Origin of the sequence: Micromonospora sp. NPDC048894 (genome assembly GCF_040649765.1) — a bacterium.
Taxonomy (GTDB): domain Bacteria; phylum Actinomycetota; class Actinomycetes; order Mycobacteriales; family Micromonosporaceae; genus Micromonospora; species Micromonospora antibiotica.
Window position 1 is genome coordinate 167,228 of record NZ_JBEZFY010000006.1, and the last position, 20,675, is coordinate 187,902.

The following is a 20,675-nucleotide window of genomic DNA, read 5'->3' on the forward strand; positions in this document are numbered from 1 at the left end:
CAAGGCGCTGTGACGCTGCCCGCCCCGCCAGGGCCGCCGGACAGGGCGGGACCCGCCGGGGCCGGGTTCAGGCCCGCGCGAAGAGGACCTTGCGGCCGACCGGGTCGGCGGTGACCAGGCGTACGGTGACCCGCTCCCCCAGTGGCAGCTCACCGGTGCAGCGGGCCCGTACCGGCGGATCGTCCAACGCCACCGTCCCGCCGGGCACCCGACCGGGCTTCGACTGACTGTTCGGCGGTGCGTCCACGTCCAGCACCGCCGCCGAGAACGTCTCCCCCACCCGGTGCTCCAGCAGCACCGCCTCGGCCAGCTCGATCGCACCCCGGGTGGCGGTGCCCGCCGTCCGGTCGGTCGAGGCCATCGCCTCCGGCAGCCGGGGCAGCGCCGTACGGGCCCACTCCGGCACCTCACGGCCCTCGTGCAGGGCCAGGCAGACCTCCGTGGCGTACCGGTCGGCCAGTCGACGCAGCGGGGCGGTGACATGGGCGTACGCGGCTGCCACCCCACCGTGCTCCGGCTGTTCGGGCAGCTCGCCGTCGAACGCCGTGTACGCCGCACCGCGCATCAGTTCGGCCGCCTGGTCGACGAAGGCGGCGGCCCGGGGCTGCGAGGCGTCCAACCCGGCCAGCACCTCCCCCACCCGTACCCCGTCCGGCCAGTGCACGCCCAGCGGGGCCGCCGCCGCGCGCAGCCGGGCCACCGCCTCCGGCTTCGGTGCCGGCATGGTGCGCAGCAGCCCGATCCGACCGGCGAGCATGATGTCCGCCGCCGCCATCCCGGTGAGCAGCGAGATCTGGGCGTTGTGGTCCTCCATCGGACCGGGGCCGCGCAGCACCAGCCGCCACCCGTCCCCGTCGGGCTCGACGTCCTGCTCGGGCAGGGGCAGGTTGACCGCACCCCGGCGCAGGCCACGGGCGGTGAGCAGGGCGCCGATCTCGGGCAGCAGGGCGATCGGTTCGGGGAGCCGACCGGCGTCGGCGGCCACCTGCACGCCCGAATAGTCCAGTTTGGCGCGGCTGCGGACCAGGGCGCGCTCCAGCCCGACGGCGACGGTGGCCCCGTCGGTGTCGAGGTCGATGGTCCAGAGCACCGCCGCCCGGTCGACGTCGGGCAGCAGGCTGGCCGCCCCTTCGCTGAGGGTGTGCGGGTGCAACGGCACGTTGCCGTCGGGCAGGTAGACGGTCTGCCCGCGCCGCCAGGTCTCCTCCTCCAACGGCCCGCCGGGGCGCACGTGGGCAGCGACGTCGGCGATGGCGTACCGCACCCGGTAGCCGCCGGGGCGGGCGCTGAGGTGCATCGCCTGGTCCAGGTCGCGGGAGGCGGCCGGGTCGACCGTGACGAACGGGATGTCGGTACGGTCGGCCACGGCGGGCGGCGGGGCGTCGGCCGCCTCGTCCGCCTCGCGCTGCGCTGCGGCCGGGAAGCTGTCGGGCAGTCCCAGCTCGCGGCGCAGCGCGCCGAAGTCGATGCGGGGCGCGAGCACACGTCGGATGACCACGGGTCAATCCTGGCAGCGTGCCGCGCGATCCGCTCTCCGGCAGGCGGGCGACGGTCTCCGTACGGTCAGCCGGTGGCCTTCCGGGCGCTGGCCGGCGCGGTGGCGCGCGCCGGCGCCGTACGGCCGGGGGCCTTGCGGGCGGTGACCTTCTTGGCGGGCGTCTTCGTGGCGGTCGCCTTCTTCGCCGCCGCCGTACGGGTGGCCGTCGCGCTCGCCTTCCGGGCCGGGGCCTTCTTCGCGGTCGACTTCGACGCGGGTGCCGTCTTCGCGGTCGACTTCCTGGCCGGCGCCTTCTTGGCTGCGGCGGCCTTCTTCGCGGGCGTGGTCTTCGTCGCCGCCGAGGTCTTCCTCGCCGCCGTGGTCTTCTTCGCCGCCGTCGCGGGCGTCGCCTTCCTGGCGGCCGTCCTCTTCGCGGGCACGGCCTTCTTCGCGGCTGTCTTTTTCTCGGGCATGGCCTTCGCGGCCGTCGTCTTCGCGGCCGTGGTGCGCTTCGCGGCCGTCGTGTTCGCGGCCGTGGTCCGCTTGGCGGCCGTCGTCTTCGCGGGCGCGGTCCGCTTGGCGGCCGTGGTGTTCGCGGCCGTGGTCCGCTTGGCGGTCGTCTTCTTCGCGGGCGCGGTCTTCCGGGCCATGGTCCGGGCGGTCGCGGTGGTCTTCTTCGCCGCTGCCGTGGTCGTCCGTTTCGCTGCGGTGGTCTTCTTCGCCGCCGTGGTCCGGGCGGTGGCCGTGGTCTTCTTCGCCGCCCCGGCGGTCTTCCGGGCGGCGGCGGTGGTCGTGTCGGCGGCTTTCCTCGCCGGAGCCTTCCTCGCGGTCGACTTAGCCGCGGTGCTCCGGGCGGCCGGGGCCTTCTTCGCGGTCGACTTCGACGCGGGAGCCTTGCTGGCGGCGCTGCGGGTGGCCGGGGTCTTCTTCGCCGGGCCGGTCGCCGCCGTCCTGGCGGTGCCGGTGGACGGGGGCCGGCCCGCGCCGGCACCCGCCGCGTTCGCCGTCGCCCGGCCGGCCGACGCCCTGCGGGCCGCGGTCATGGTGGTGGTGGAGCGGCGGGCCGCAGTGCTCCGGGTCGCGCCTGCGGTCCGCTCCGCCGCGGCGGTCTTCGTCGCGGCCGGGCGGGTGGTGGCCTTTGCTGCTTCGGCCATCTCGGTTCCCTCCTTGGGGACATGCTCCCGCGTGCCTCCTCACGGAGGCACGGAGTCCTCGACGCGGGCCGTCCCGCGCCGTTCAGTTGCCCTCCCCGGCCCAGCGGGCGTCTTCGGCTTCCCACGCCTCGTTGCGCTCCTGCACCTTCTGCAGGGCGTTCTCCGCGTCGGCAGCCGAGGGATACGGTCCGAGAACGTGCTTGGCAGGGCACACGTCGGCATCGGTCTCGACCCGGTGGTGTCGGGTGCACCAGTAGTAGTGCCCACCACTTCCGCTGTCGTTCATGAGATCACTGTGCACCGGGCGCAGCCCGACCGCCACCGGATCGCCGCAATTGGTCGCGACCACATCCACAGTAGACGTGCTCGGCGGCGCCGGAGGCGAAACCACGAAATTGGCCCTGACCTGCGCGGAGGCCGTCGCAGCGGCCCGGCGGCACCCACGTCGGGCCGGGTTCGGCAGCGGCCGGGGCGGGCCCACCGACGGCGACGCCACCCCGCGTGGTCGGCGGTGGGCGGGACCGGCCGAGCCGAAGAGCCGGTGGTACGACTTCGACGACCCCCGGCAGAATCGAACAGCGCGATCATGACGGGGACGTGTCCGCGCCGACGCGGAGTTGAGCCGGCACTTCGACCGGACGGCCCGGACCGTCGCCTGGACCGGCTGAGCCGCCGTCCGGGTGTCCACGGTCGGGACAGCCGCCGGTCCGTGGCGCGCGGTGGCCGACGGGTCGGGGACTTCCGGCCCTACCATCCGGACCTGGTACCTGGTATCAGCTCGCCCCCGAGACGGACCATCCCTCACCCGGTCCCCTCGACGGGACCGCCGGCCGGCCCGGGTCGGCCGGACAGCCCCGATGCGGCAGCCCCGAGTGCGGCCGGACCGGGTTGTGTGCGAGCCTCGTCAGACCTCTTGCGGCGCTGCCACCGCCCGTCAACCGGGCGGGACGAGGACGACGATGTCAACGGCGCCGCCCTGTCGAACCGGGAGAACACCACCGTGGCTAGCCTGGACGTCGCCCTGAAGAATGCGATGAGTATCGATGGAGCGATCGGGGTGGCGCTCGTCGACTACAGCAGCGGGATGACCCTCGGCGTAGCCGGCGGCACCGGCGAGATCGATCTGACCGTCGCCGCCGCCGGAAACACCGACGTCGTCCGCGCCAAAATGCGCACCCTGGAGATGCTCAAGATCGAGGATGAGATCGAGGACATCCTCATCACGCTCGGCAGCCAGTACCACCTGATCCGGCCGTTGACCGGCCGCACCGGCAAGGGCCTGTTCCTCTATCTGATGGTGAGCAAGAGCCGGGCCAACCTGGCCATGGCCCGACACCAGCTGCGCACGATCGAGGAGAGCCTGGAACTGTGAGCGCCGACAAGACCGAGACCGTCCTGCCCCGCCGCTCCACGCGCGCCAGCAAACTACCGGCCGCCCGACCGCTCCCCCCGTCGCTGGCCGGAGACCGCTCGTTGCCGTACCCGGCGATCAGTCGCGAGCTGGCGGAGCTGCGGCACCAGATCCCGGGGGTGCACGGCTGCGTACTGGGCGGCGTCGACGGCCTGCTCATCACGCACAACCTGCAGACCGAGGTGGACCCCAACGACCTGGCCGCGCTCGCCGCGACCACCTTCGGCCTCGGCCGGCAGGTCGGCATGCGGCTCGACCAGGGAGACTTCCAACAGTCCACGGTACGCAACCAGAACGGCTACCTGAGCGTCTACGCCGTCAGTGAGCAGGCCCTGCTCGCCGTGGTCGGCACGGACGCGGTCAACGTGGCCCGGCTGCACCTGCACGCCCCGGGGGTGGCCGGCCGCCTCGCGGCGCTGCTGACCCGCGTACCGACGGACGCCTGAACCGGACGACGGGGGTCGCGGCGGAGCACGCCGCACCCCCAGCGGCCGGCTCCGAGCCCGACCGGCAGGCCCGGCCCACCCGGGCGCAGACATTCTTTACCGGGCGAATCCCGGCCACTGTCCACACTCCACCGCACCACCCGACCAGATATCCCGGATCTGGCTTTTCCGAAATAGCCAACACTGCCGGGAAATAATTATCGCCGATGGGCCGGGACGCGCAAATCAGCAACGATAATTGACCGCGAAAGTAACTACGTCGACACAAGTGTCTGATCAAGTCGACGGATGCCACTCTCGGTGCTCACGCCACCGACGCGGGCCACGCGTCGGCCATTCCTCTTACTGTCCGGACTGATCGCGCTGACCATTCCCCTGGTCGGCACCCCTGCCGAGGCGGAACGTTCCGCCGCCGCCGTCACCATGCCGACCTGCGCCTGGTCGTCGAAGTACGGGGCGACGAGCCTGAACGCCTACTGGCCGGACACCGCCGCCACCTACTGGTCGACCGTCTATCCGGTCACGCCAGGCCTGGAAATCACCATCTCGGGGGCTTTCCCCGACGCCAGATACGCGTCTTTCAACGTCTATGACGACAAGCCCACCTACTTTACGCGCAATGGTGTCAGCTCCAGCATGCCCGATTACCTGATCACCCCGGACGCGGGCAGCCAGAATCCGTGGCAGACCGCCGCCGCGCCGGGCGGCCGGTTCACCCTCACCATCACCCCCGACGTGGCGTTCGGGCAGACCAACCGCCTGCCCCTGGCCCGGGAGGACGCCCTGCCCGGCGCGAAGGCATCGGTGATCTTCCGGGTCTACCTGCCGGCCGGCGGGGACGCTACGGTCGTACTGCCCACCATGACCCTCACCCTCGACGGGGTGGCGCAGACCCTGCCGCCCTGCCCGTCGGGAGGTGGTGGCCCCAGCACGCCCGCGACGGCGAGCGCCCGGGAGGCAGGACCGTCCGGCGTCGGCGGGCCCGGTGGCCCGCCGGGACCTCCCGGAGGTGGACCGGGCGGACCCGGTCATCCCGGCGGACCCGGTCATCCCGGAGGGCCTGGCGGGCCCGGCGGTCCTCATGGGCCTGGCGGACCCGGTGGGCCCGGCGGGCCTGGTGATCCTCATGGGCCCGGCGGACCCGGCGGACCCGGCGGGCCTGGCGGACCCGGCGGGCCTGGTGGTCCTCATGGGCCCGGCGGGCCCGGCGGACCCGGCGGACCTGGTGGGCCCGGCGGGCCTGGCGGACCCGGCGGACCTGGTGGGCCCGGCGGGCCCGGCGGACCCGGCGGACCCGGCGGACCCGGCGGACCCGGCGGACCCGGCGGGCCGGGGCATCCGGAGGAGACCGGGCAGAAGCTCTTCACCCGGACATCCGAGGTGGAGAACCTCGCGCCGAACCCGGACAACGCGTATCTCGGCACCTGGGTCACCCCGCCGACGGCGGATCAGGTGGTGGTGATCCGAGGCCGGGCACCGCGGACGGTCTCCGGCAACCACCCGGGCGTCTGGCCGCGCCGGCACACCGACCTGCGCTACTTCTCGATGTGCACCAACCTCGGCGGCCAGGTCAAGCCCGTCGTGATCAACCGGTTCACCGACGCACCGGCGAGCCTCGGCTGCCGCTACGACGACGACACCCGCCTCGACCGGCACGGCTACTACACCTATGTGCTCGGCCGGGAGCAGCAGCGGACGGCGATCGAGGCGGTCGACGACGCCACCTTCCTGCCGTTCTCCGTCTCCTATCCGGCGGCCCCGCACATGGTCCTGCTGCGCAACCTGATGCCGGTCGCCAACTTCCCGCACGCCACCCAGAACGTGCCGGTGGACAGCACGGCGGAGACCGCCGCGGCCGTCATGGGGCCGCACTACCCGCTGGTGAAGGTGTGCGCGTTGACCGACCTCGCGGCCACCGGGCCGCACGCGTGCACGGCCTGAGCTGAACGTCCGGGCGTCGGCGTCGACACCTCCACCGGTGCCGACGCCGACGTTCCTGTCGTTCCTCCAGTCCGGACGACGAGCAGAGCCGACCGGAATCCGCCCCAGCCGCAACCTGTCCCGCCCGTCACGGGTGTATCCGGTAGAGCACCGAACACGTCCGGACTGGAGGAACAATGGCCCTGAAGAACCTGCGTGTTCTGGCACCCGTCGCCGTGCTGGTAGCCGTGGCCGCCTGCGACCCCAGCTCACCCGACCCGGTGACGGGCTCCGGCACCACCCCGCCCGCGGCCGGCACCACGGGAGCCACCGACGTCACTCCGTCCCCCGACAGGGCATCGCCGACGCGCGGCGCGGTGTCCGCCGCACCGACGGCCACCAGGGCGGCCTGTCCGGTCAGCGCCGCCACCCTCCAGAAGGTGGCGGGGTTGGACGTCAAAACGCACCGGATCGACCCCGACCACATCAACTGCGCGCGGCAGTGGGCGACCGCCGGGGTGATCGCCGTCGACCCGGGGCAACAGGGCGACGGGCTGCTGGTGTTCGCGCACTCGGCGGGCAGGTGGCAGAAGATCGGCGAGGGCAGTGGGCTGGAGTGCAGTCCGTACGGCATCCCGGAGGAGATCGGCGACCAGCTCGGCTGCCGCGACCACAGCTGACCCGCCCACCCTCGCGGCACGGCCGGCAGGACCGTATGCAAAGTCGTGCAGTCAATAGCCGGCGTTGTCCGTCAATGCCATTCTGCGTTGTCTTCCAGCGCCAGTAACACCCCCACGAAACCCGACAGGAATCGTACGAGAACAAAGGCTTTCCATCAGCCGAACCGATTGCTAGGGTGACAGGCAGTCGTACGACGATACACGGGGATCCTCAATGTGGAATCTCGGCCTCCGCCGAGTTCTTTACCGCAGGCGAGGAGAATAGTAAATGAAAAACTACATGACTGCCGGCATTCGCCGTCAACTCGGACGGGCCGCGGTGGTCGTCATGGTGGGTGCGGCCGGGCTGGTGGCAGCGACACCAGCGCACGCGTTCCCGAGCAACTGCGACGTCTGGACCATCTACGAGGACGGCGTGGGTATCGGCGGCGCGACCAAGTGCGCGTCGGGAACCGGTACGCACCGGGTCGGCATCCACTGCTCGAACGGTCAGGACTACTACGGGGATGGAAGAACACGGGAACGTCTTCGACCCGCGTTTCCCGTCGGGAGTGCCCCGCCGTGGGTGTCATCCTGAGCTACCGCTGGCTGGAAGCACAGAGCTGACCGACCGACCCTCGGAATCTCTTTCCGGGTGAATAAAGCCCACGATCCCATCGGGACGTAATGGTGTGGCAAGCCTGAACCGGGCCGAATGCGGTTCAGGCTTGCCACACCACCCGCACCCTTACGCCCAGCGATCGGGTGCGGTCACCACAAGGGACATCTCCGCGTCGAGTTGATCCCGTCCGCCTGGGGCAGACCCCACCGGCACCGCCGCCTACAGGGTCGCAAGAAGGCCCACCAGAACCGTGATCACGGCTCTGAGCTGGTGGGCGACGGACGAGTCGACCTGTACGCCGGATTGTGATCACCGCAGCCTCACTGACCAGGGACGGAGCCCAGCGACAGCCGTTGCAGGCCGCCGCCAGGCCGTCGAGGCGTCCTGAGCGGGCACCATGAGCAAGCCGACAAGCTCCAGAGCTACGACTCGCACATCTCAGAGATCAAATACGACTTCGGGTGGCCGACGTTCCCCCGGAGCACTCTCGCCGAAGACGCGTAGGGCCACCCCCGCCCGCTCAGCGTCGTTTGCAAAGAATTGGTGACCTTTCTCAACCAAACTCAATTGAGCCGCCCAATTGTCAAAATCAGTCGATCCAATGCCCCTTCTTACCGCGCGGGAGGGATTCGGTGGAAGGTCATGCGAAATTAAGTGACTACGAACCCTCGCAGGCTCCTGGCGCGAGTAGAAGCGCGAAAGCCCCCACCATCCATTGAAGTGAACATGCAACAACCTGAAACCACCCGAGCGCATGAGCTGCATGTCTTTAGTTGGACTCGCAGCACACCACTCGCGTAGATTCTTATTATAGTGAGGCACAAAGTGGGAGATTAAAGCATGCTCTGCAAGATCTATGGCAGGCCCAAGCACTCGCGTTGTTTCAAGCTCGACGTAACGACCATAGAATCCTCCAAACAGGATGGGGCCGTCATCGTTGTCGTTGATATGGTCCATAGAACTCAACGTGGCATACTCCACCTCGAGCGGAGTCAGGAAGACGTCGAATCCGCTTGAAAGATGGTCCTCATAGATTCTTGACAGAGTCTCGTGCTTCCGAGTCCGCTCCCATACGTTGCTTGAGCCATCCTGGCCATACGCCTTCCCAACGTACATCACTTCCTGGCCCGCAATCTCTTCGGCCGCATTAGTGAAAAAGCTAGCGAAGGACCAGGCGTCACCATGAATCAAGCCCCGACTACCACGCAGGGAGAAATAACTACCGTCCGCATAGAGTCGAAAGTCGGATATTGGCTCACCTTCGGGCGCGGGGATCACAATTTTTTGACGCCAAATATCGCCGGATCCTTCCCGGCGACCATAGGCGTCCACCCTGACACCATACGGCTTCCAAACAAGGCTAGCCGCGTCAAGGCGCAATTGAGGGCGGCGCGAAATCAGATACAGATGGGAGTTCCTTAACGCCCCAGCCATATCATCGGAGTCAAATCTCCGCTGATATACATGCACCGGCCGCACCCCGATAGTGATCGTTCCCGCCACACCTGCCACTGTAGGCCGATTCCTCTACGATGGACAGGGACCCCGGGGGTCATTGCCGAGAACTAGGCTTCCGATCTCCAAAAAGACCATCGATCGCGTTGCGCGTCCGCTCCTCACTTGCGGGCATCAGATGGGTGTAGACCCTGAGCGTGAAGCCGGGGTCGGAGTGCCCGAGGTACGAGGCGAGAGCCTTGATGCTCTCCCCCGCGTCGAGCAGCGCCGAGGCGTAGAAGTGCCGCAGCGCGTGCATCCCGGTTGCTCGGGTCGGGACGATGCCGGCCGCCGCCACCGCTGGTCGCCAGCTCTTGCCGTCGAAGGTTGCCCGCTTGATCGCACCTCGCCGGGTGGTGGTGAAGATCAGCGGCACCGTCACCCGCTCATCACTAAACGGGTCCTCCCACGGCAGGGTGATCGAAAGAGGGTCGTACTTCTTGGCGTGGTCCTTGAGTGACTGGGCCACTGAGTCGGGCAGCGGTACGCGGCGGTCCCGGTCGTTCTTGGGCAGGCCGAAGACCAACCGGGAGCGGACCACCTTGACTTGCCGGACGATGTGCACCCAGCCCGAAGCGAGGTCGACGTCATCGACGCCCAGGCCGAAGATCTCGCCCTGCCGCATCCCACAGCCGGCCCCCAGGTCGACCATCGGACGGTATCGCTCAGCGAGGCCACCGCGGATTGCCGAAACCTCGTCGGCCCGCCAGGGAACGACGCGACGTTGCACCGGTCGAGGCGGTTTGACCGACGCCGCCGAGCAAGGGTTCTTGGCGATCCGCTCGTCGTCGACCGCCGCGCCGAGGATGGTCCGCAGGTGGGCAAACACCACAGCCGGGTCGCCGGGGCCAGCTTGCCGACCATCCCGGCGTCCCACTCCCGGATATGACCCGGCTTGATCGCGGCCAGTTGCCGAGCGCCGAAGAACGGCACCAGGTGCTTGCGTACCCGGAACTCGGTGCTCTCCCGGGTCGACTCGTCGAAGGCACGGGTCCGCAACCAGTTCTCCGCGTACTCAGCGAAGGTGATCCGACCGGCGGACGGGTCGACGTAGGAGCCCCGGAGTTTGTCCGTCTCGGTGGAGACGAGGAAGGCGTCAGCGTCGCGCTTGGCCCGGTCGGGGAAGGACAGGCTACGTTCACGCCCGTCCGGGCCGATGTACCGCACCCGGTAGCGCATCCCCTTGCCGAACAGATTCGACTTGATCCGCTCCTTCCGGCCGCCGGGGTGCCGGATCACCTTGTACCAACGATCCTCCACGTGCCCCATCAGGCCGCCGCCTGTGCCCGTACCCAGGCCCGGACCGTCTCCGGTTCGTACCGCAGGTGTCGGCCGACCCGGGCCGCCGGCGGACCGTACTTGACCTTGCGCCAGCGGTACAGCGTTTCCTGCGGCACCCGCAGGTAGGCCGCCACCTCCCGCACCGTCCAGAGCCCATCGTTCACCACCGTCACAGCCCCTCCCCCGACGTGCCGCCCGTTTCCATTGCTGATCCGTCGTTGGGGAGTTGCGCGGCTCGGTCCTTGGCGGCGAGCAGTTCGGAGCGCCAGCGGGCACGTTCGCTGATTGACCGCAGCAGTCGATGAGCCATGGCCGGTACGTCAGGGTCATCGGGCCGGGCGAGTTCCCAGGCGTGCCGGACCGGCTCGACGGTGGCGCCCTGGTCGTCGACCCCATCAAGGCCGACCGTGACACCGAGCAGCGACCGCACCCAGGCCCGCACGTCGTGCTTGTGGTCGCTGAGCGTCTTGCCGGACCAGTCCCGCGAGATGAGGATGCGCCGGCCGCCGATGCCGAGGGTGTCCCGCTGGTGGACCTTGCCCCTACAGCGGCCGGGCTTGAGCTTGGCGTGTGCCTTCTTCGGTTGGACGCCGTAGAGCAGCCAGTTGGCGCACCGGTCGGTGCAGGGCGTGACGCGCAGTTCCCGCCATAGCCGGTCGAGGTGTTTGCGTTGCCGGTCGGTGGTGGCCTTGTGCACGTCGCCGGTGTGCTTGGTGATGTACTTCGTGACGTACCGGATGGTCCGTTCCGCGTCGGTGGTGCCGGGCATGACGCCCCGCGCGTCGACCTGGGTACCGAAGCGCACGACGTGCACCGGTTCCGCGTGCGGATTGTCGTCGATGGCGTCGAGGGCTTCCGTCCAGGTGGTCAGCGGCTGGTGGGTGTCCGGGTCGACCCAAGCCGCCACCCGCTCGTCCCACACCGGGGGCCGGTCGGCGGTGTACCGCTGGACGTCAACTGCCGGCCACCACACCTGGTGGTAGGTGGCAGCGGCGACGGTGCGCAGGGTGTCTCGGGGGATGGTGCCCCGGATGGCGAAGTGGGCGTGTGGGGCGAGACGGCGTTGCGGCTCGACGCAGCCGGCGTACTGGACGTTCCAGCCCTCACAGCGGCGCAGGTTCTGCCAGAACCGGTCCAGTAGGCGGGGGAAGTGGACGGCGTCCCAGGCGGCGCGACGGTAGTCGTACCGGTCGGGGTTGACCGGGGTGCCGTCGGGGCGCACCGGGCCGTAGGAGTCGAGGGTGAGCGTCAGCCACATCGACGGCCGGTAGATGGTGCCGTCCGCAGCGGTGTACGTCCTGCCGACCGTGCGCCGCTCGACCTTTCGGCGTGGCAGCTCGGGGGCATCCTGCCGCCGCCGGGTCGAGCGCTTACGACGTGGGCCGGTGTCGTCGTCGCCCTGGTCGTCGTCGCCGGTTGCGTGCGGTGGGGCGACCCGACCCCGGAGCCCTTCGGCCGTAATCGCCTCTTCTACCTCGCGGATAGCGTCGTCGAGGTCTTCGACCTGGTCCCACTGGCACGCCCGGGATGCCTCGTCACGGGAGAACTCCAGATGCCCGCGCAGCAGGATCAGCGCCTTCTGTTCCTCGGTCGCCGGTTCCGGCGGCGGCAACGGCTCGTCATCGCGGTGCCAGCCCTCCCGGATCTGGGCCTGCCGCAGCCGCCGGTTCTTCTTGGCGCACGGGGCGCACTTGTCTTCCCGGGTGGCCCCGCAGGGCAGGTCGATGACTTCGGTCAGGCCGGTGTCGAGATCGGTACGGCGCATGGCGAGGGGGCGCACGCAGACGCCGTACTCGGCGGCGATCTCCTTGAGTACGTCGACCGAGCGGGGTAGCGCCATGCGGGCCGCCCGCGACCCCGGCCGAGGAGGCGCAGCCGGGGTCGGGGCGGCGGATTCGAGGCCCGGCAGGGTGGGGGCGGTCATCGGATGATCCCGACGACGTGCGGCCGGTTCGAGGGGACGACACGCGGAGGCAGGACGGCTGCCGGGGCAGAGATGGCAGCCGGAGCCGGGACAGCCGGCGGCACCGGGCCGGCCGGGCGCTCGGGTTCCGGGTCGGTGGTGGCCTGCTCGGGCACTTCGTACCAGTCGCCCGGGGGTTGGTCCGGTGCGGCAGCCGGCGGGGTGGCGGGGGCGTTGGACAGGACGACCTTGACCAGGGCGAGGAACGCCAGCGACGGCACGGCCGCCACGGTCCAGCCCCACACCGACGGTTCCGCTTCTGCCACTTGGGCGGCGAGGGACAGCAGTGCGAACGCGACCAGGAGCGAGCCGACCAGGCCGACGGGCCGACCGGTACGGCGGCGGGCGCGCAGCTCCAGGCCGAGGTAGATCGCCATCAGCTCGACGGCTACGGCGTTGGCCCAGCCGATCCAGTCGGGTTGGCCGTGGGTGACGGACAGGTCGTGGACGTGGGTGAAGGCGGCTGCGCCGGCCATGGTGCCGATGGCGAGCAGGATGACCAGGCGTACGGCGGTTTCGGTGCGTGCGGTCATCGCCACTCCTGCATCGGCTTCTCGCGGATGGTGAGGTCGATGCGGATGCGCCGGTCGGCCATGTCGGGGCGGCGGTTGACCATGTGCGCGAGGCCGTGCAGGGCGGCGGCGGTCTGGTCGGCGGGGCCGACGAGCCGGATGCGCAGCGGACGCCGGAACCGGTTGATGACGCGGGCAAGGGTGGTCATGGCGGTTACCTCCGGGCCGGTCGGATGTCGGTGCGGATGTAGTCGGGTGGGGTGCCGAGCGTGGCGACGGCTTCGGAGAGGCAGCGCCACAGCGCCCACGCCTCATCGGGGGTCAGGGACATCCGCCGCCGGCCCGCCCCGACCGCGAGATAGACGGGGTACGGGTCGGGTCGGTCGGGGTCGACGCGGACGGACACGGCGGTGACCGGTTCGGGGGTACGCAGCCGGTAGAAGCGTCGGCCGTCGGTCGGGCCGGTCATCGGGGTTCGCCCTGGTCGGCGTCGAGGATGGTGCGCAGCGCGTCGGGGAGCAGTGGCCCGCGTCGGGGCCGGGGCAGCGCCGGCCGGGCCGGTTCCGGGGTGGACTCGCGGCCGACCTGGGCGAGGATGTCCGCCGCGTCGGCCGGAGCCGGGTATCGCTGGGCCAGGTCGCGGATGTCGTCGTCGGTGACGTAGGAGAACCGCACCCGCATCGGCTCCGGGGTGCCGTCCAGGATCACGTACCCCACGCCCTTGGCCCATCGGGGCATCTGGTCGGCGAGGGCGCCACGGTTGCGGGCACCGTCACCCAACACGAGATCAACCTGAGCAGCTTCGGTCAGGCCGAGGGCGATGCGGGTCGGGAACAGGTCCCGGAACGGCAACACCTCCTTACGCGGGTCCTGCAACGCCGCCACCACCAGCACGCCGACCCCGGCACCCTGCGACAGCAGCAACCCCAGCGAGCCAGCAATGCGCTTACGCAGGTCGACGTCTTGCAGGTACGCGGTCAGTGCGGCCATCTCGTCGATGACGACCGCGACCAGGGGGTCAGCTTCGGTCGGCGTGTGAACCCGCACGGTGCCGGCGAGTCGGGTCTGACGCTCCCGCATCACGGTCACGGCCTCGTCGAGGAGATCGGCCATGGCCTCGAACGACTTGCAGGCGAACCGGGCGAACAGCGGCCGACCCATGGCGAACTCCATCCCGCCCTTGGGGTCGATCACCCACAGCCGCACCAGGCCCGACGTGATGCCACCGGCCAGCGACCGCACCAGCGACCACAGCACCGAGCCCTTCCCGGAGCGGGTGGCCCCACCGATCAGCACATGGGTGGCGAGCAGGTGCAGCGACCAGGTCCCCAGGTCCTCCCGCCGCGCCAACGGCAACGCCGTGAAGTCAGGGACAGCCGGGGTGTCGAACGGCGGCACCACCGGCCGCAGCGCATCGGTGCGAACGAGGACCAGGTACACCAGCGTCGGCCGGTCCCGGAACCGCAGCCGATCCGCCCAGCCGAGCGGCAGCGCCCAGTAGCCGGTACGGGTCGGCGGGGTGTCGGGCCGCTCGGAGTAGACCCGGGCGTGCCGCCGACCGAAGGCGTACGCAAGATTCGCGGTGACCTGTTGGAAGTCGGCCGGAGTCTGCCCCCGGACCATGCGCACGGTCAGCACATCCAGGGCCTGATCCGAGCGCACCCGCAGCAACTGCGGCAGAACCGGCAGATGGTCATACGTCGCGGCCAGGCCGCACAGGGTCATCGCCTCGTCCCAGGCCCGCCGATAGACGAAGACCTGACGGAACCGGCCGAGCAACGGCCCGGCGCACCACCGCCACCAGGACGCCTCATCACGCCACCGCCACAACGCCGACACCGCCGACGCCAGCACCAGCGGCACCACCACACCCGGCCAACCGTGTTCGACGTAGAGGACGACGGCGGTCACGACCAGGCCCACGGCGACCGGGTGACGCAGGCACCACCAGCAGAACCGGGCCGCCCAACGCAGCACCAGGCCGAGCACGACCAGCCACATCGGCAGGACGAACCGCTTCGGCCGGACCACCATCAGATCCCCGGCGGTCACCATCACCACCCCGCCACGAGCCCGGCGGATCATCGCCCACCCCGCAGCGACACGAACCGGCCCGACGCATCCCGGACCGGAGGAAACGGAAGAACGAGCTGCCCGACACACCCGCCACACCGACCATCGGCACCGGTGGCCGGATCGAACCGGGACTGACACACCTCGCACCGAGGCGAAGCCGGAGCAGCCGAACGCCTACGCTTGGACACGTCACTACCTCTCTCGACAGAGCAGGGGAAAGAGACACCAAGGGGGCGGGGCTGCCGTCCGCCAAGACCAGACAGCCCCGCCCCCAACCTTCAGCGGCTACGCCGCCGCCTTCTTCGCCACACCCGCCGGAGCACGCATCCCGGTCGCCCGCAGCGAGTACGCCATCCGGTTGTTGTTGGTCACGTACGGCGTCACCGTCATGCCCTCGAACTCCACCGCCTCGAACGGCGCACCCGTCGGCGGCACCGGCTGGTAGTCGGCGGAGATCTTGACCGTCGTCTCCCGGGAACGCTTCCCAAGCTCCGGGTCCAGGTCCATCACCCGCACCTGCCACACCCGCTGACCGGTCAACTTGTCCTTCGCCGGGCTACGCCGCCCGGTCTTCTCGTCGTAATCCTCGACCTCACCCAGCGACTCGGGGACCAGGGCGCACCCCGCCGGGAAGACGTCCTCACAACGCACGGCGAACCTCGTACCGCCACGCAGAGCCATCGCTCAACCTCCAAGTCGTTGACATGTCTGCCAAGTGGAGACTCCAAGGTAGACCCCACTTGGCAGACAAGTCAACAACCCTGGATGGCACCGCACCCCCGCCTTCGGGCACCCAGCAGCGCGTACCTCAGGGGCGAAGCCTTGAATACAAAGTGGCCACCCCCCAGGGGTGGCCACTGCTCTTTCCGCCGGAAGATCCGCACGCGAGGAACCTTCGGCAAGTTATCAACGCGGCAAGGGCGTGATGTTGAAGCCCTCTACAAGGCCACAGGCATGCATCACAAACATGGCCACTAGTCGGCTAGCTATCATCCCGCTTCTTGCGAAGGTATTCCGCCACCACCTTGGTAATAATGGCCGAGGCGGCAAGAGCGACACCAATCGCAGGGACCGCAGCCACTCCGGCCGCCACAGCTATAGAAGCCACTGCGCTGCCAACAGTTGCAGCCGCACCTGCGGCCGCAGCCACCTTTTCGGATTGAGAGTGACCTTCGAAATTGTCAGAGTCATTCCTATTGCCGGTCATAAACTGCCACCCCTGCCCAAACGGCGCTCAAGAGAACGAGCACTCCAAAGGCATTAGCCACTAGGACCCACCCAAGCCCCCACCAGCCCCAAGGCTTAATTTCAGCATTAGGCCCGTAGGCAAATATTCTCAGGAAAAAGGGGAGGCCGCTGCAGCCGAAGAATATTGCAACGAAACATAGGAAGAGTTGCAGCTGAGGAATCTGCTTGCCCTGACTCGCTGACACGACTATAGATCCAGAGAGTGCAAGCGCTGCCGCAATCACCCAATCGGACCAGAAGAGGGCATCGTCTCGACTCAAGCCGTGGTTTTTTCCTGCATAATTGGTTCGACTGAGACCCTTCATTACAAGCTGGAGCGCTGCGGTGCCCAGTGCCATAACGACAGTGGTAACGACTTCTCGCAGCCTAATCACCTCCTTCTCAACAACTTCGCGGCACGCTTCGACAGCCTGCATCCATCTTCGGATTCCAGGCCAAGATCGCAGCCGGCCACTTGCTGAGCCTTGCATCGATAGTGGGCGAGTCGCAACCTAAGGGCAACCAGACAACGCAATTGTCAGAAATTTGACAACATCTCGCGTTGCATCTCATGGTCACGGATTGATCGCAGGAGCGAACAGGCGAGGTCCCTGCTGTGTGGTCCAGCCAGAGCTAGTCGACCTGAATTTCGGTGCGGGAGTGCAACGTTTTGGCGAATAGATGGACGTTTCCAGGTCGCGGAACAGTCCAATGACAGTCTTTGTGCGCGGCCCAGGGCATCACGCGGGCCGCGAGAGTTGAACCAGTGCCGGTGGCTGGGTAAAAGAGACACAGAGGTATACGTATGGGATACCGGGACAGAGCTATGCCTTTGCGCCGCCGCCACCGAAGTTGGGGATCATCGAGGTCAGGGCGTTGGCTCTGGCCTCGATGATCTTCATGCGCGCTTGGTATTCGGCGGGTTCGCGGTGTGCAGCTTGGCTGGTGACCTGTCCGGGCCACTTCCGGTACAGCAGGCCATACTCACGGGTGAAGTAGCCGGCGGTAACGGCGTTGGCCGCCAGGAGTAGGCCGGTGTCTTCGGAGGCGGGTAGGGCCATCCAACCACCCAGGGCGAAGACGAGGTCCCGGCGTAGGCACAGGGTCGCCGGGTGTACGGATGCCCGGTAGTCGTTGGCCTGCCAGAACGCCAGGACCGCGCCCCGGTCGATGACCCCGCCGGCCGGGTCTTTGTCCCATCCGGCGGTCGACCCGTCGGGGAGCAGGTCGAGTACCCGCGAGGTGGTCCACCCGATCTGTGGGTGCGCGTCGAACGCGGCGATGTCCCGCCCCAGCGCACCGGGGGTCAACTGGTCGTCAGCGTCCAGAACCTTGATGAGATCCCCGTCAACCCGGGACAGCGCAAGGGTCCGAGCAACACCCGGGCCACCGGGACGACCGGTGCCGAGGCTGATCCGTGGGTCGTCGGGCAGGACGTCGGCCAGGGCTCCGGTCTGTCCGTCTTCCTGGACGAGCCATTGCCAGTCCCACCCCGGCGGCATCTCCTGCTTGGCCAGCGACGCGTACGCGCCAGCCAGGTATTCGATGCTGGGCGCGTGGACCGGGGTGATGACCGAGACGAGCTGCGTCAAGTTTTCCACCGCTGGAGTTTGTGGGAGTAGACGAGCTCGGTCCGGTCCCCCGGCATCACCACGTCCGCCACCTCGACCACCCGGCCGGTGGTGTCGACGGAGGTCTTCCGCACGGTGAGCACGGAGACGCCCGGGTCGATGTCCAACAGCTCGGCCTCATCCGGCGACGGGGGCCGGGCGCGGATCTCGTCGTCGATGCGGTCCAGCTCGATGCCGAGGGTGTAGAGCTGGTGTTGCGTGCCGCCGGGCCAGGGTTCCTTGCCGGCGTCGAGAAGGTCCGGGTTCGCGGCGACCAGGTCATACGGGAGGTAGGAGTACGACACGGTCAGCGGCGCGTTCTCGTGCCGCGACGACGTCCAGTAGACCCGGCGCAGCAGCGACGCACCCGGCTCCACCTGGAGGGCCGCCGCCATCTCCTCATTGGCGTCGACACGGGTGTACTCGGCGTGGAACTTGAGGTCGTCGACGGTCAGGCCGGTGTCGTGCTCGGTCGCGCCGGTCTTCAACCGTTCGTCCTCGTCGAGCAGGACCCGGTCCTTCTCCCACTGGTACCGCTCGGTGTTGCGGCGGCGTACCCGCTGGCGGGGTGCCCGCACGTAGGTGCCGCGTCCCTGCTCTGCGCGGACCAGGCCCCATTCGCGGAGCTGCCGGATGGCGTTGCGGACGCTCGTGCGGGACAGCCCGGACGACTCGGCCAGCTCGGTTTCGCTGGGCATCAGCGTGCCGGGGGCAAGCTCCCCGCTCATGATCTTCACCCGCAACTCTTCCGCGAGTTGCAGGTAGCGAGGGCGCCAGTCCCGGCCATGCACACCGGTCACCGTACCCCCTAGACGTTCCAACGTCTGCCAGGTGGTCCCCCCAGCCGGCCGCTCCGGAACCACCGGCACCACCACCGCCCCTGCTCGCGGGAGCTGCCCACGACGGCCACCAGGAGTACGTGCCGCAGCGCCCCGCCGGCCGTTGGTGTTCACCGTGCTTCTCCCGTCCGCCCGTGTCGCCCGGCCTGTGTATGCATGGCTTGTCGGGCGTGGGTCAGTTCCTCGATGAGCCGGTCGACGTGGGTGAGCGTCAGGAGCACGGTTTGCGTGGTGCCGTAGTGGGTCGCGTCGAGCTTGATCGCCGGGTCGCGGCGGGTGAACCGGTCGATGAGCAGTTGCAGACTCACCCACCCGGTCCCCTCCCGGCCGATCGTGGCCAGGTACCCCCGGTGCATCGGATCGTTCGGCCCGCAGCCCCGACACCACGGCGGACACACCACCGGCCGAGGCGACGCCGGCAGCCGTCGGTTCATCGGGAAGCCGTCACTCATCGCCGGCCCCCTGCCCGCCGGCCCGCGCCAGCAACCCGCGCAACTGCGCCACCAACTCGGCCGCCTCCGACAGCGACAACTCCGCCCAGGCGTTCCCCGCCCGACACGACGCGTGCACGCACACCAGCGGAGCACCGGGAGCCTCGGCGCTGATCAGGTACGTGACGACGAGCCCACTCGCCCGCTTCTCACCGACCCGGAGCATGTGGCCGCGATGACGACGGGCCATGTGCGCCATCACCGGCGGCACCAGATAGCCGCACCGCTCCGGAGTGCACCAGTCCGGGTGACTCGTGACCGGGGCCGGCTTGCTCGGGCGGGTCATCGTGTCCACCGCCCGCCGTGCCCCCGGTGCGCCTGAGCCACCGTCATCAACGGCGCATACCGCAGCACGGGCAGTTCCCGAGTGACACCGACCGACCACCACGGCGCAGGGACCACCGACCCACCGGACGACGCCGACGGCGTATCGCTCCTGGTGGTCGGGATCGGTGTACATCGGCGGGGCCACCAGGACGACAACCAACCGCGTCGACGATGAGAGCCGGACATCGCACCTCCACAGGTAGACGAGGAACCGGCGGCCGACCACGAGCACGTCTGTGGCCGGCCGCCGGCCCGGATGAAGGCACGGCGCACCGTCCGACGCCGGACGGGTCGGGTATCGCCGAGCCAACTTGTCTACGCGGCTACCGCAACCGGTCCCCAGGGACGCCGCGCATAGGTGCGACCAGGGCCGACACCGCGACCACTCCTGACACGAGCCGTCACCCCGGCCGCACACCAGGAAACGTATCTACAAGTGGACGAGTTGTCTAGACGTCGAAACACGTCGCTTGCTTGGCACTTGGTACAACAAGTGCCAGGTACGGTGAACAGGTGCCCACCCCGCACTACGGCCAACCCCGCTACCGCACCATCGCCGACGAGCTCAGAAAGCGCATCGAGAGTGGTGCCATCCCGCCCGGAGCCCTCTTGCCGACCGAGAGTGCACTTACCGCTGAGTTCCGGGCAGCGCGCGGCACAGTTCGTCAGGCTATAGCCGCATTGCGCGAGGTTGACTTGGTGGTCACCGATCACGGGCGCGGGACATACGCCGCACCCCACCGAAACGCGCCAGAGCGGGACGGGTGTTTTGAGACGGAAACGGAACAGCGCCAGGTTTTTGCGGACGCAGAACTAGCAGCTCTTTTCGCTGTCGATGTGGGCACGGCACTCTTGGAACACCAAAGCCTCACTCGAACAAACGGAGTCGTCGGAACAGTCGTCAGAACCTACCGACTGCTCCAGGAGAAGAGCTAGAGCAGTTCACGCACGCTGGCTCTAGGATCGCGGGGATTCGTCGATGGGTCGCGATCTGGGGGTGAATGCCTGAGCCGCCCCGCCTGCCATCGACCCAAGCAAGTCGAGCAGACCACCGCCCAATCCACCAACGCTCGTGGGAGCCGTCAAAGTCCGATTGACGTGGTGGCCGGGCAGCTGCCAGATCCCCAGGAGGGCGGGCCGATGACAGCCGGGTCAGCAACGATCAA

23 protein-coding genes and 2 pseudogenes are annotated in these 20,675 nt (G+C 68.9%); 6 read left to right on the top strand and 19 right to left on the bottom strand.

What is annotated here, in order from left to right:
- Window positions 1-67 precede the first annotated feature (67 nt).
- The 3 genes from AB0C22_RS15295 to AB0C22_RS15305 form a co-directional block, all read right to left on the bottom strand.
- Complete coding sequence (locus AB0C22_RS15295) at window positions 68-1,498, bottom strand: RNB domain-containing ribonuclease (RefSeq protein ID WP_219464081.1); 1,431 nt, start codon at window positions 1,496-1,498, stop codon at window positions 68-70.
- Between the two features lie 65 nt (window positions 1,499-1,563).
- On the bottom strand, window positions 1,564-2,631 hold the full coding sequence (locus AB0C22_RS15300; protein WP_357535442.1) for a hypothetical protein: 1,068 nt from the start codon (window positions 2,629-2,631) through the stop codon (window positions 1,564-1,566).
- Window positions 2,632-2,713: 82 nt separating this feature from the next.
- Entirely contained in the window at window positions 2,714-2,917 is a 204-nt protein-coding gene (locus AB0C22_RS15305) for a hypothetical protein (RefSeq protein ID WP_088644869.1), read from the bottom strand.
- 714 nt (window positions 2,918-3,631) lie between these two features.
- On the opposite strand from AB0C22_RS15305, the gene AB0C22_RS15310 reads away from it, so the two are divergent.
- Together AB0C22_RS15310 and AB0C22_RS15315 are read left to right on the top strand one after the other, a co-directional pair.
- Complete coding sequence (locus AB0C22_RS15310) at window positions 3,632-4,003, top strand: hypothetical protein (RefSeq protein WP_067306011.1); 372 nt, start codon at window positions 3,632-3,634, stop codon at window positions 4,001-4,003.
- On the top strand, window positions 4,000-4,488 hold the full coding sequence (locus AB0C22_RS15315) for a roadblock/LC7 domain-containing protein (RefSeq protein ID WP_308290867.1): 489 nt from the start codon (window positions 4,000-4,002) through the stop codon (window positions 4,486-4,488). Before AB0C22_RS15310 ends, AB0C22_RS15315 begins: the two co-directional genes overlap by 4 nt.
- 959 nt (window positions 4,489-5,447) lie before the next feature.
- On the opposite strand, the pseudogene AB0C22_RS15320 reads toward AB0C22_RS15315, so the two are convergent.
- A pseudogene (locus AB0C22_RS15320) lies at window positions 5,448-5,921 on the bottom strand (hypothetical protein); the annotation flags it as partial.
- Between AB0C22_RS15320 and AB0C22_RS15325 the strand changes: the two are divergent.
- The 3 genes from AB0C22_RS15325 to AB0C22_RS15335 all read left to right on the top strand — a co-directional run bounded on the left by AB0C22_RS15325 (window position 5,869) and on the right by AB0C22_RS15335 (window position 7,665).
- Window positions 5,869-6,429 (top strand): hypothetical protein, encoded by a 561-nt coding sequence (locus AB0C22_RS15325; protein ID WP_208568782.1) that lies wholly within the window; start codon window positions 5,869-5,871, stop codon window positions 6,427-6,429. The pseudogene AB0C22_RS15320 and the gene AB0C22_RS15325 sit on opposite strands and share 53 nt — an antisense overlap.
- Window positions 6,430-6,605: 176 nt before the next feature.
- Window positions 6,606-7,088 (top strand): hypothetical protein, encoded by a 483-nt coding sequence (locus tag AB0C22_RS15330; RefSeq protein WP_219464082.1) that lies wholly within the window; start codon window positions 6,606-6,608, stop codon window positions 7,086-7,088.
- Between the two features lie 268 nt (window positions 7,089-7,356).
- Window positions 7,357-7,665 (top strand): hypothetical protein, encoded by a 309-nt coding sequence (locus AB0C22_RS15335; protein ID WP_219464083.1) that lies wholly within the window; start codon window positions 7,357-7,359, stop codon window positions 7,663-7,665.
- A 462-nt stretch (window positions 7,666-8,127) separates the two neighbouring features.
- On the opposite strand, the gene AB0C22_RS15340 is transcribed toward AB0C22_RS15335, so the two are convergent.
- The 15 genes and pseudogenes from AB0C22_RS15340 to AB0C22_RS15410 all read right to left on the bottom strand — a co-directional run bounded on the left by AB0C22_RS15340 (window position 8,128) and on the right by AB0C22_RS15410 (window position 19,468).
- Window positions 8,128-9,192 (bottom strand): hypothetical protein, encoded by a 1,065-nt coding sequence (locus AB0C22_RS15340; protein ID WP_357535444.1) that lies wholly within the window; start codon window positions 9,190-9,192, stop codon window positions 8,128-8,130.
- Window positions 9,193-9,241: 49 nt separating this feature from the next.
- The gene (locus AB0C22_RS15345; protein ID WP_357535446.1) at window positions 9,242-10,012 is read right to left on the bottom strand and encodes a site-specific integrase; all 771 of its coding nucleotides are present in this window, start codon (window positions 10,010-10,012) and stop codon (window positions 9,242-9,244) included.
- A 104-nt stretch (window positions 10,013-10,116) separates the two neighbouring features.
- Window positions 10,117-10,452: pseudogene (locus AB0C22_RS15350) on the bottom strand (site-specific integrase); the annotation flags it as partial.
- Complete coding sequence (locus AB0C22_RS15355; protein ID WP_204959655.1) at window positions 10,452-10,631, bottom strand: helix-turn-helix domain-containing protein; 180 nt, start codon at window positions 10,629-10,631, stop codon at window positions 10,452-10,454. The gene AB0C22_RS15355 and the pseudogene AB0C22_RS15350, both read right to left, overlap by 1 nt.
- Window positions 10,632-10,633: 2 nt before the next feature.
- Window positions 10,634-12,388 carry a replication initiator gene (locus AB0C22_RS15360; protein ID WP_357535448.1) on the bottom strand — a complete coding sequence of 585 codons (1,755 nt, stop codon included), beginning with the start codon at window positions 12,386-12,388 and terminating at the stop codon, window positions 10,634-10,636.
- Window positions 12,385-12,960 (bottom strand): DUF2637 domain-containing protein, encoded by a 576-nt coding sequence (locus tag AB0C22_RS15365; protein ID WP_357535450.1) that lies wholly within the window; start codon window positions 12,958-12,960, stop codon window positions 12,385-12,387. Before AB0C22_RS15365 ends, AB0C22_RS15360 begins: the two co-directional genes overlap by 4 nt.
- Entirely contained in the window at window positions 12,957-13,148 is a 192-nt protein-coding gene (locus AB0C22_RS15370) for a hypothetical protein (RefSeq protein ID WP_208565250.1), read from the bottom strand. Before AB0C22_RS15370 ends, AB0C22_RS15365 begins: the two co-directional genes overlap by 4 nt.
- Before the next feature lie 5 nt (window positions 13,149-13,153).
- On the bottom strand, window positions 13,154-13,408 hold the full coding sequence (locus AB0C22_RS15375; RefSeq protein ID WP_067305988.1) for a hypothetical protein: 255 nt from the start codon (window positions 13,406-13,408) through the stop codon (window positions 13,154-13,156).
- A complete protein-coding gene (locus AB0C22_RS15380; RefSeq protein ID WP_357535453.1) occupies window positions 13,405-15,024 on the bottom strand; it encodes an FtsK/SpoIIIE domain-containing protein in 1,620 nt (539 codons plus the stop codon). Before AB0C22_RS15380 ends, AB0C22_RS15375 begins: the two co-directional genes overlap by 4 nt.
- Before the next feature lie 276 nt (window positions 15,025-15,300).
- Window positions 15,301-15,696, bottom strand: a complete 396-nt coding sequence (locus tag AB0C22_RS15385; RefSeq protein ID WP_104113758.1) for a transcriptional regulator — start codon at window positions 15,694-15,696, stop codon at window positions 15,301-15,303.
- 512 nt (window positions 15,697-16,208) lie between these two features.
- A complete protein-coding gene (locus AB0C22_RS15390) occupies window positions 16,209-16,679 on the bottom strand; it encodes a hypothetical protein (RefSeq protein ID WP_357535455.1) in 471 nt (156 codons plus the stop codon).
- A 387-nt stretch (window positions 16,680-17,066) separates the two neighbouring features.
- Entirely contained in the window at window positions 17,067-17,843 is a 777-nt protein-coding gene (locus tag AB0C22_RS15395) for a glycosyltransferase (protein WP_357535457.1), read from the bottom strand.
- Window positions 17,831-18,652, bottom strand: a complete 822-nt coding sequence (locus tag AB0C22_RS15400; RefSeq protein ID WP_357535459.1) for a GntR family transcriptional regulator — start codon at window positions 18,650-18,652, stop codon at window positions 17,831-17,833. The genes AB0C22_RS15395 and AB0C22_RS15400 overlap by 13 nt, the downstream gene beginning before the upstream one ends.
- 149 nt (window positions 18,653-18,801) lie before the next feature.
- The gene (locus AB0C22_RS15405) at window positions 18,802-18,999 is read right to left on the bottom strand and encodes a precorrin-4 C11-methyltransferase (protein ID WP_357535461.1); all 198 of its coding nucleotides are present in this window, start codon (window positions 18,997-18,999) and stop codon (window positions 18,802-18,804) included.
- A gap of 136 nt (window positions 19,000-19,135) precedes the next feature.
- Window positions 19,136-19,468, bottom strand: a complete 333-nt coding sequence (locus tag AB0C22_RS15410) for a hypothetical protein (RefSeq protein WP_357535463.1) — start codon at window positions 19,466-19,468, stop codon at window positions 19,136-19,138.
- Window positions 19,469-20,022: 554 nt separating this feature from the next.
- Between AB0C22_RS15410 and AB0C22_RS15415 the strand changes: the two genes are divergently transcribed.
- Window positions 20,023-20,445 (top strand): GntR family transcriptional regulator, encoded by a 423-nt coding sequence (locus AB0C22_RS15415; protein WP_357535465.1) that lies wholly within the window; start codon window positions 20,023-20,025, stop codon window positions 20,443-20,445.
- The last annotated feature ends 230 nt before the right edge of the window (window positions 20,446-20,675 follow it).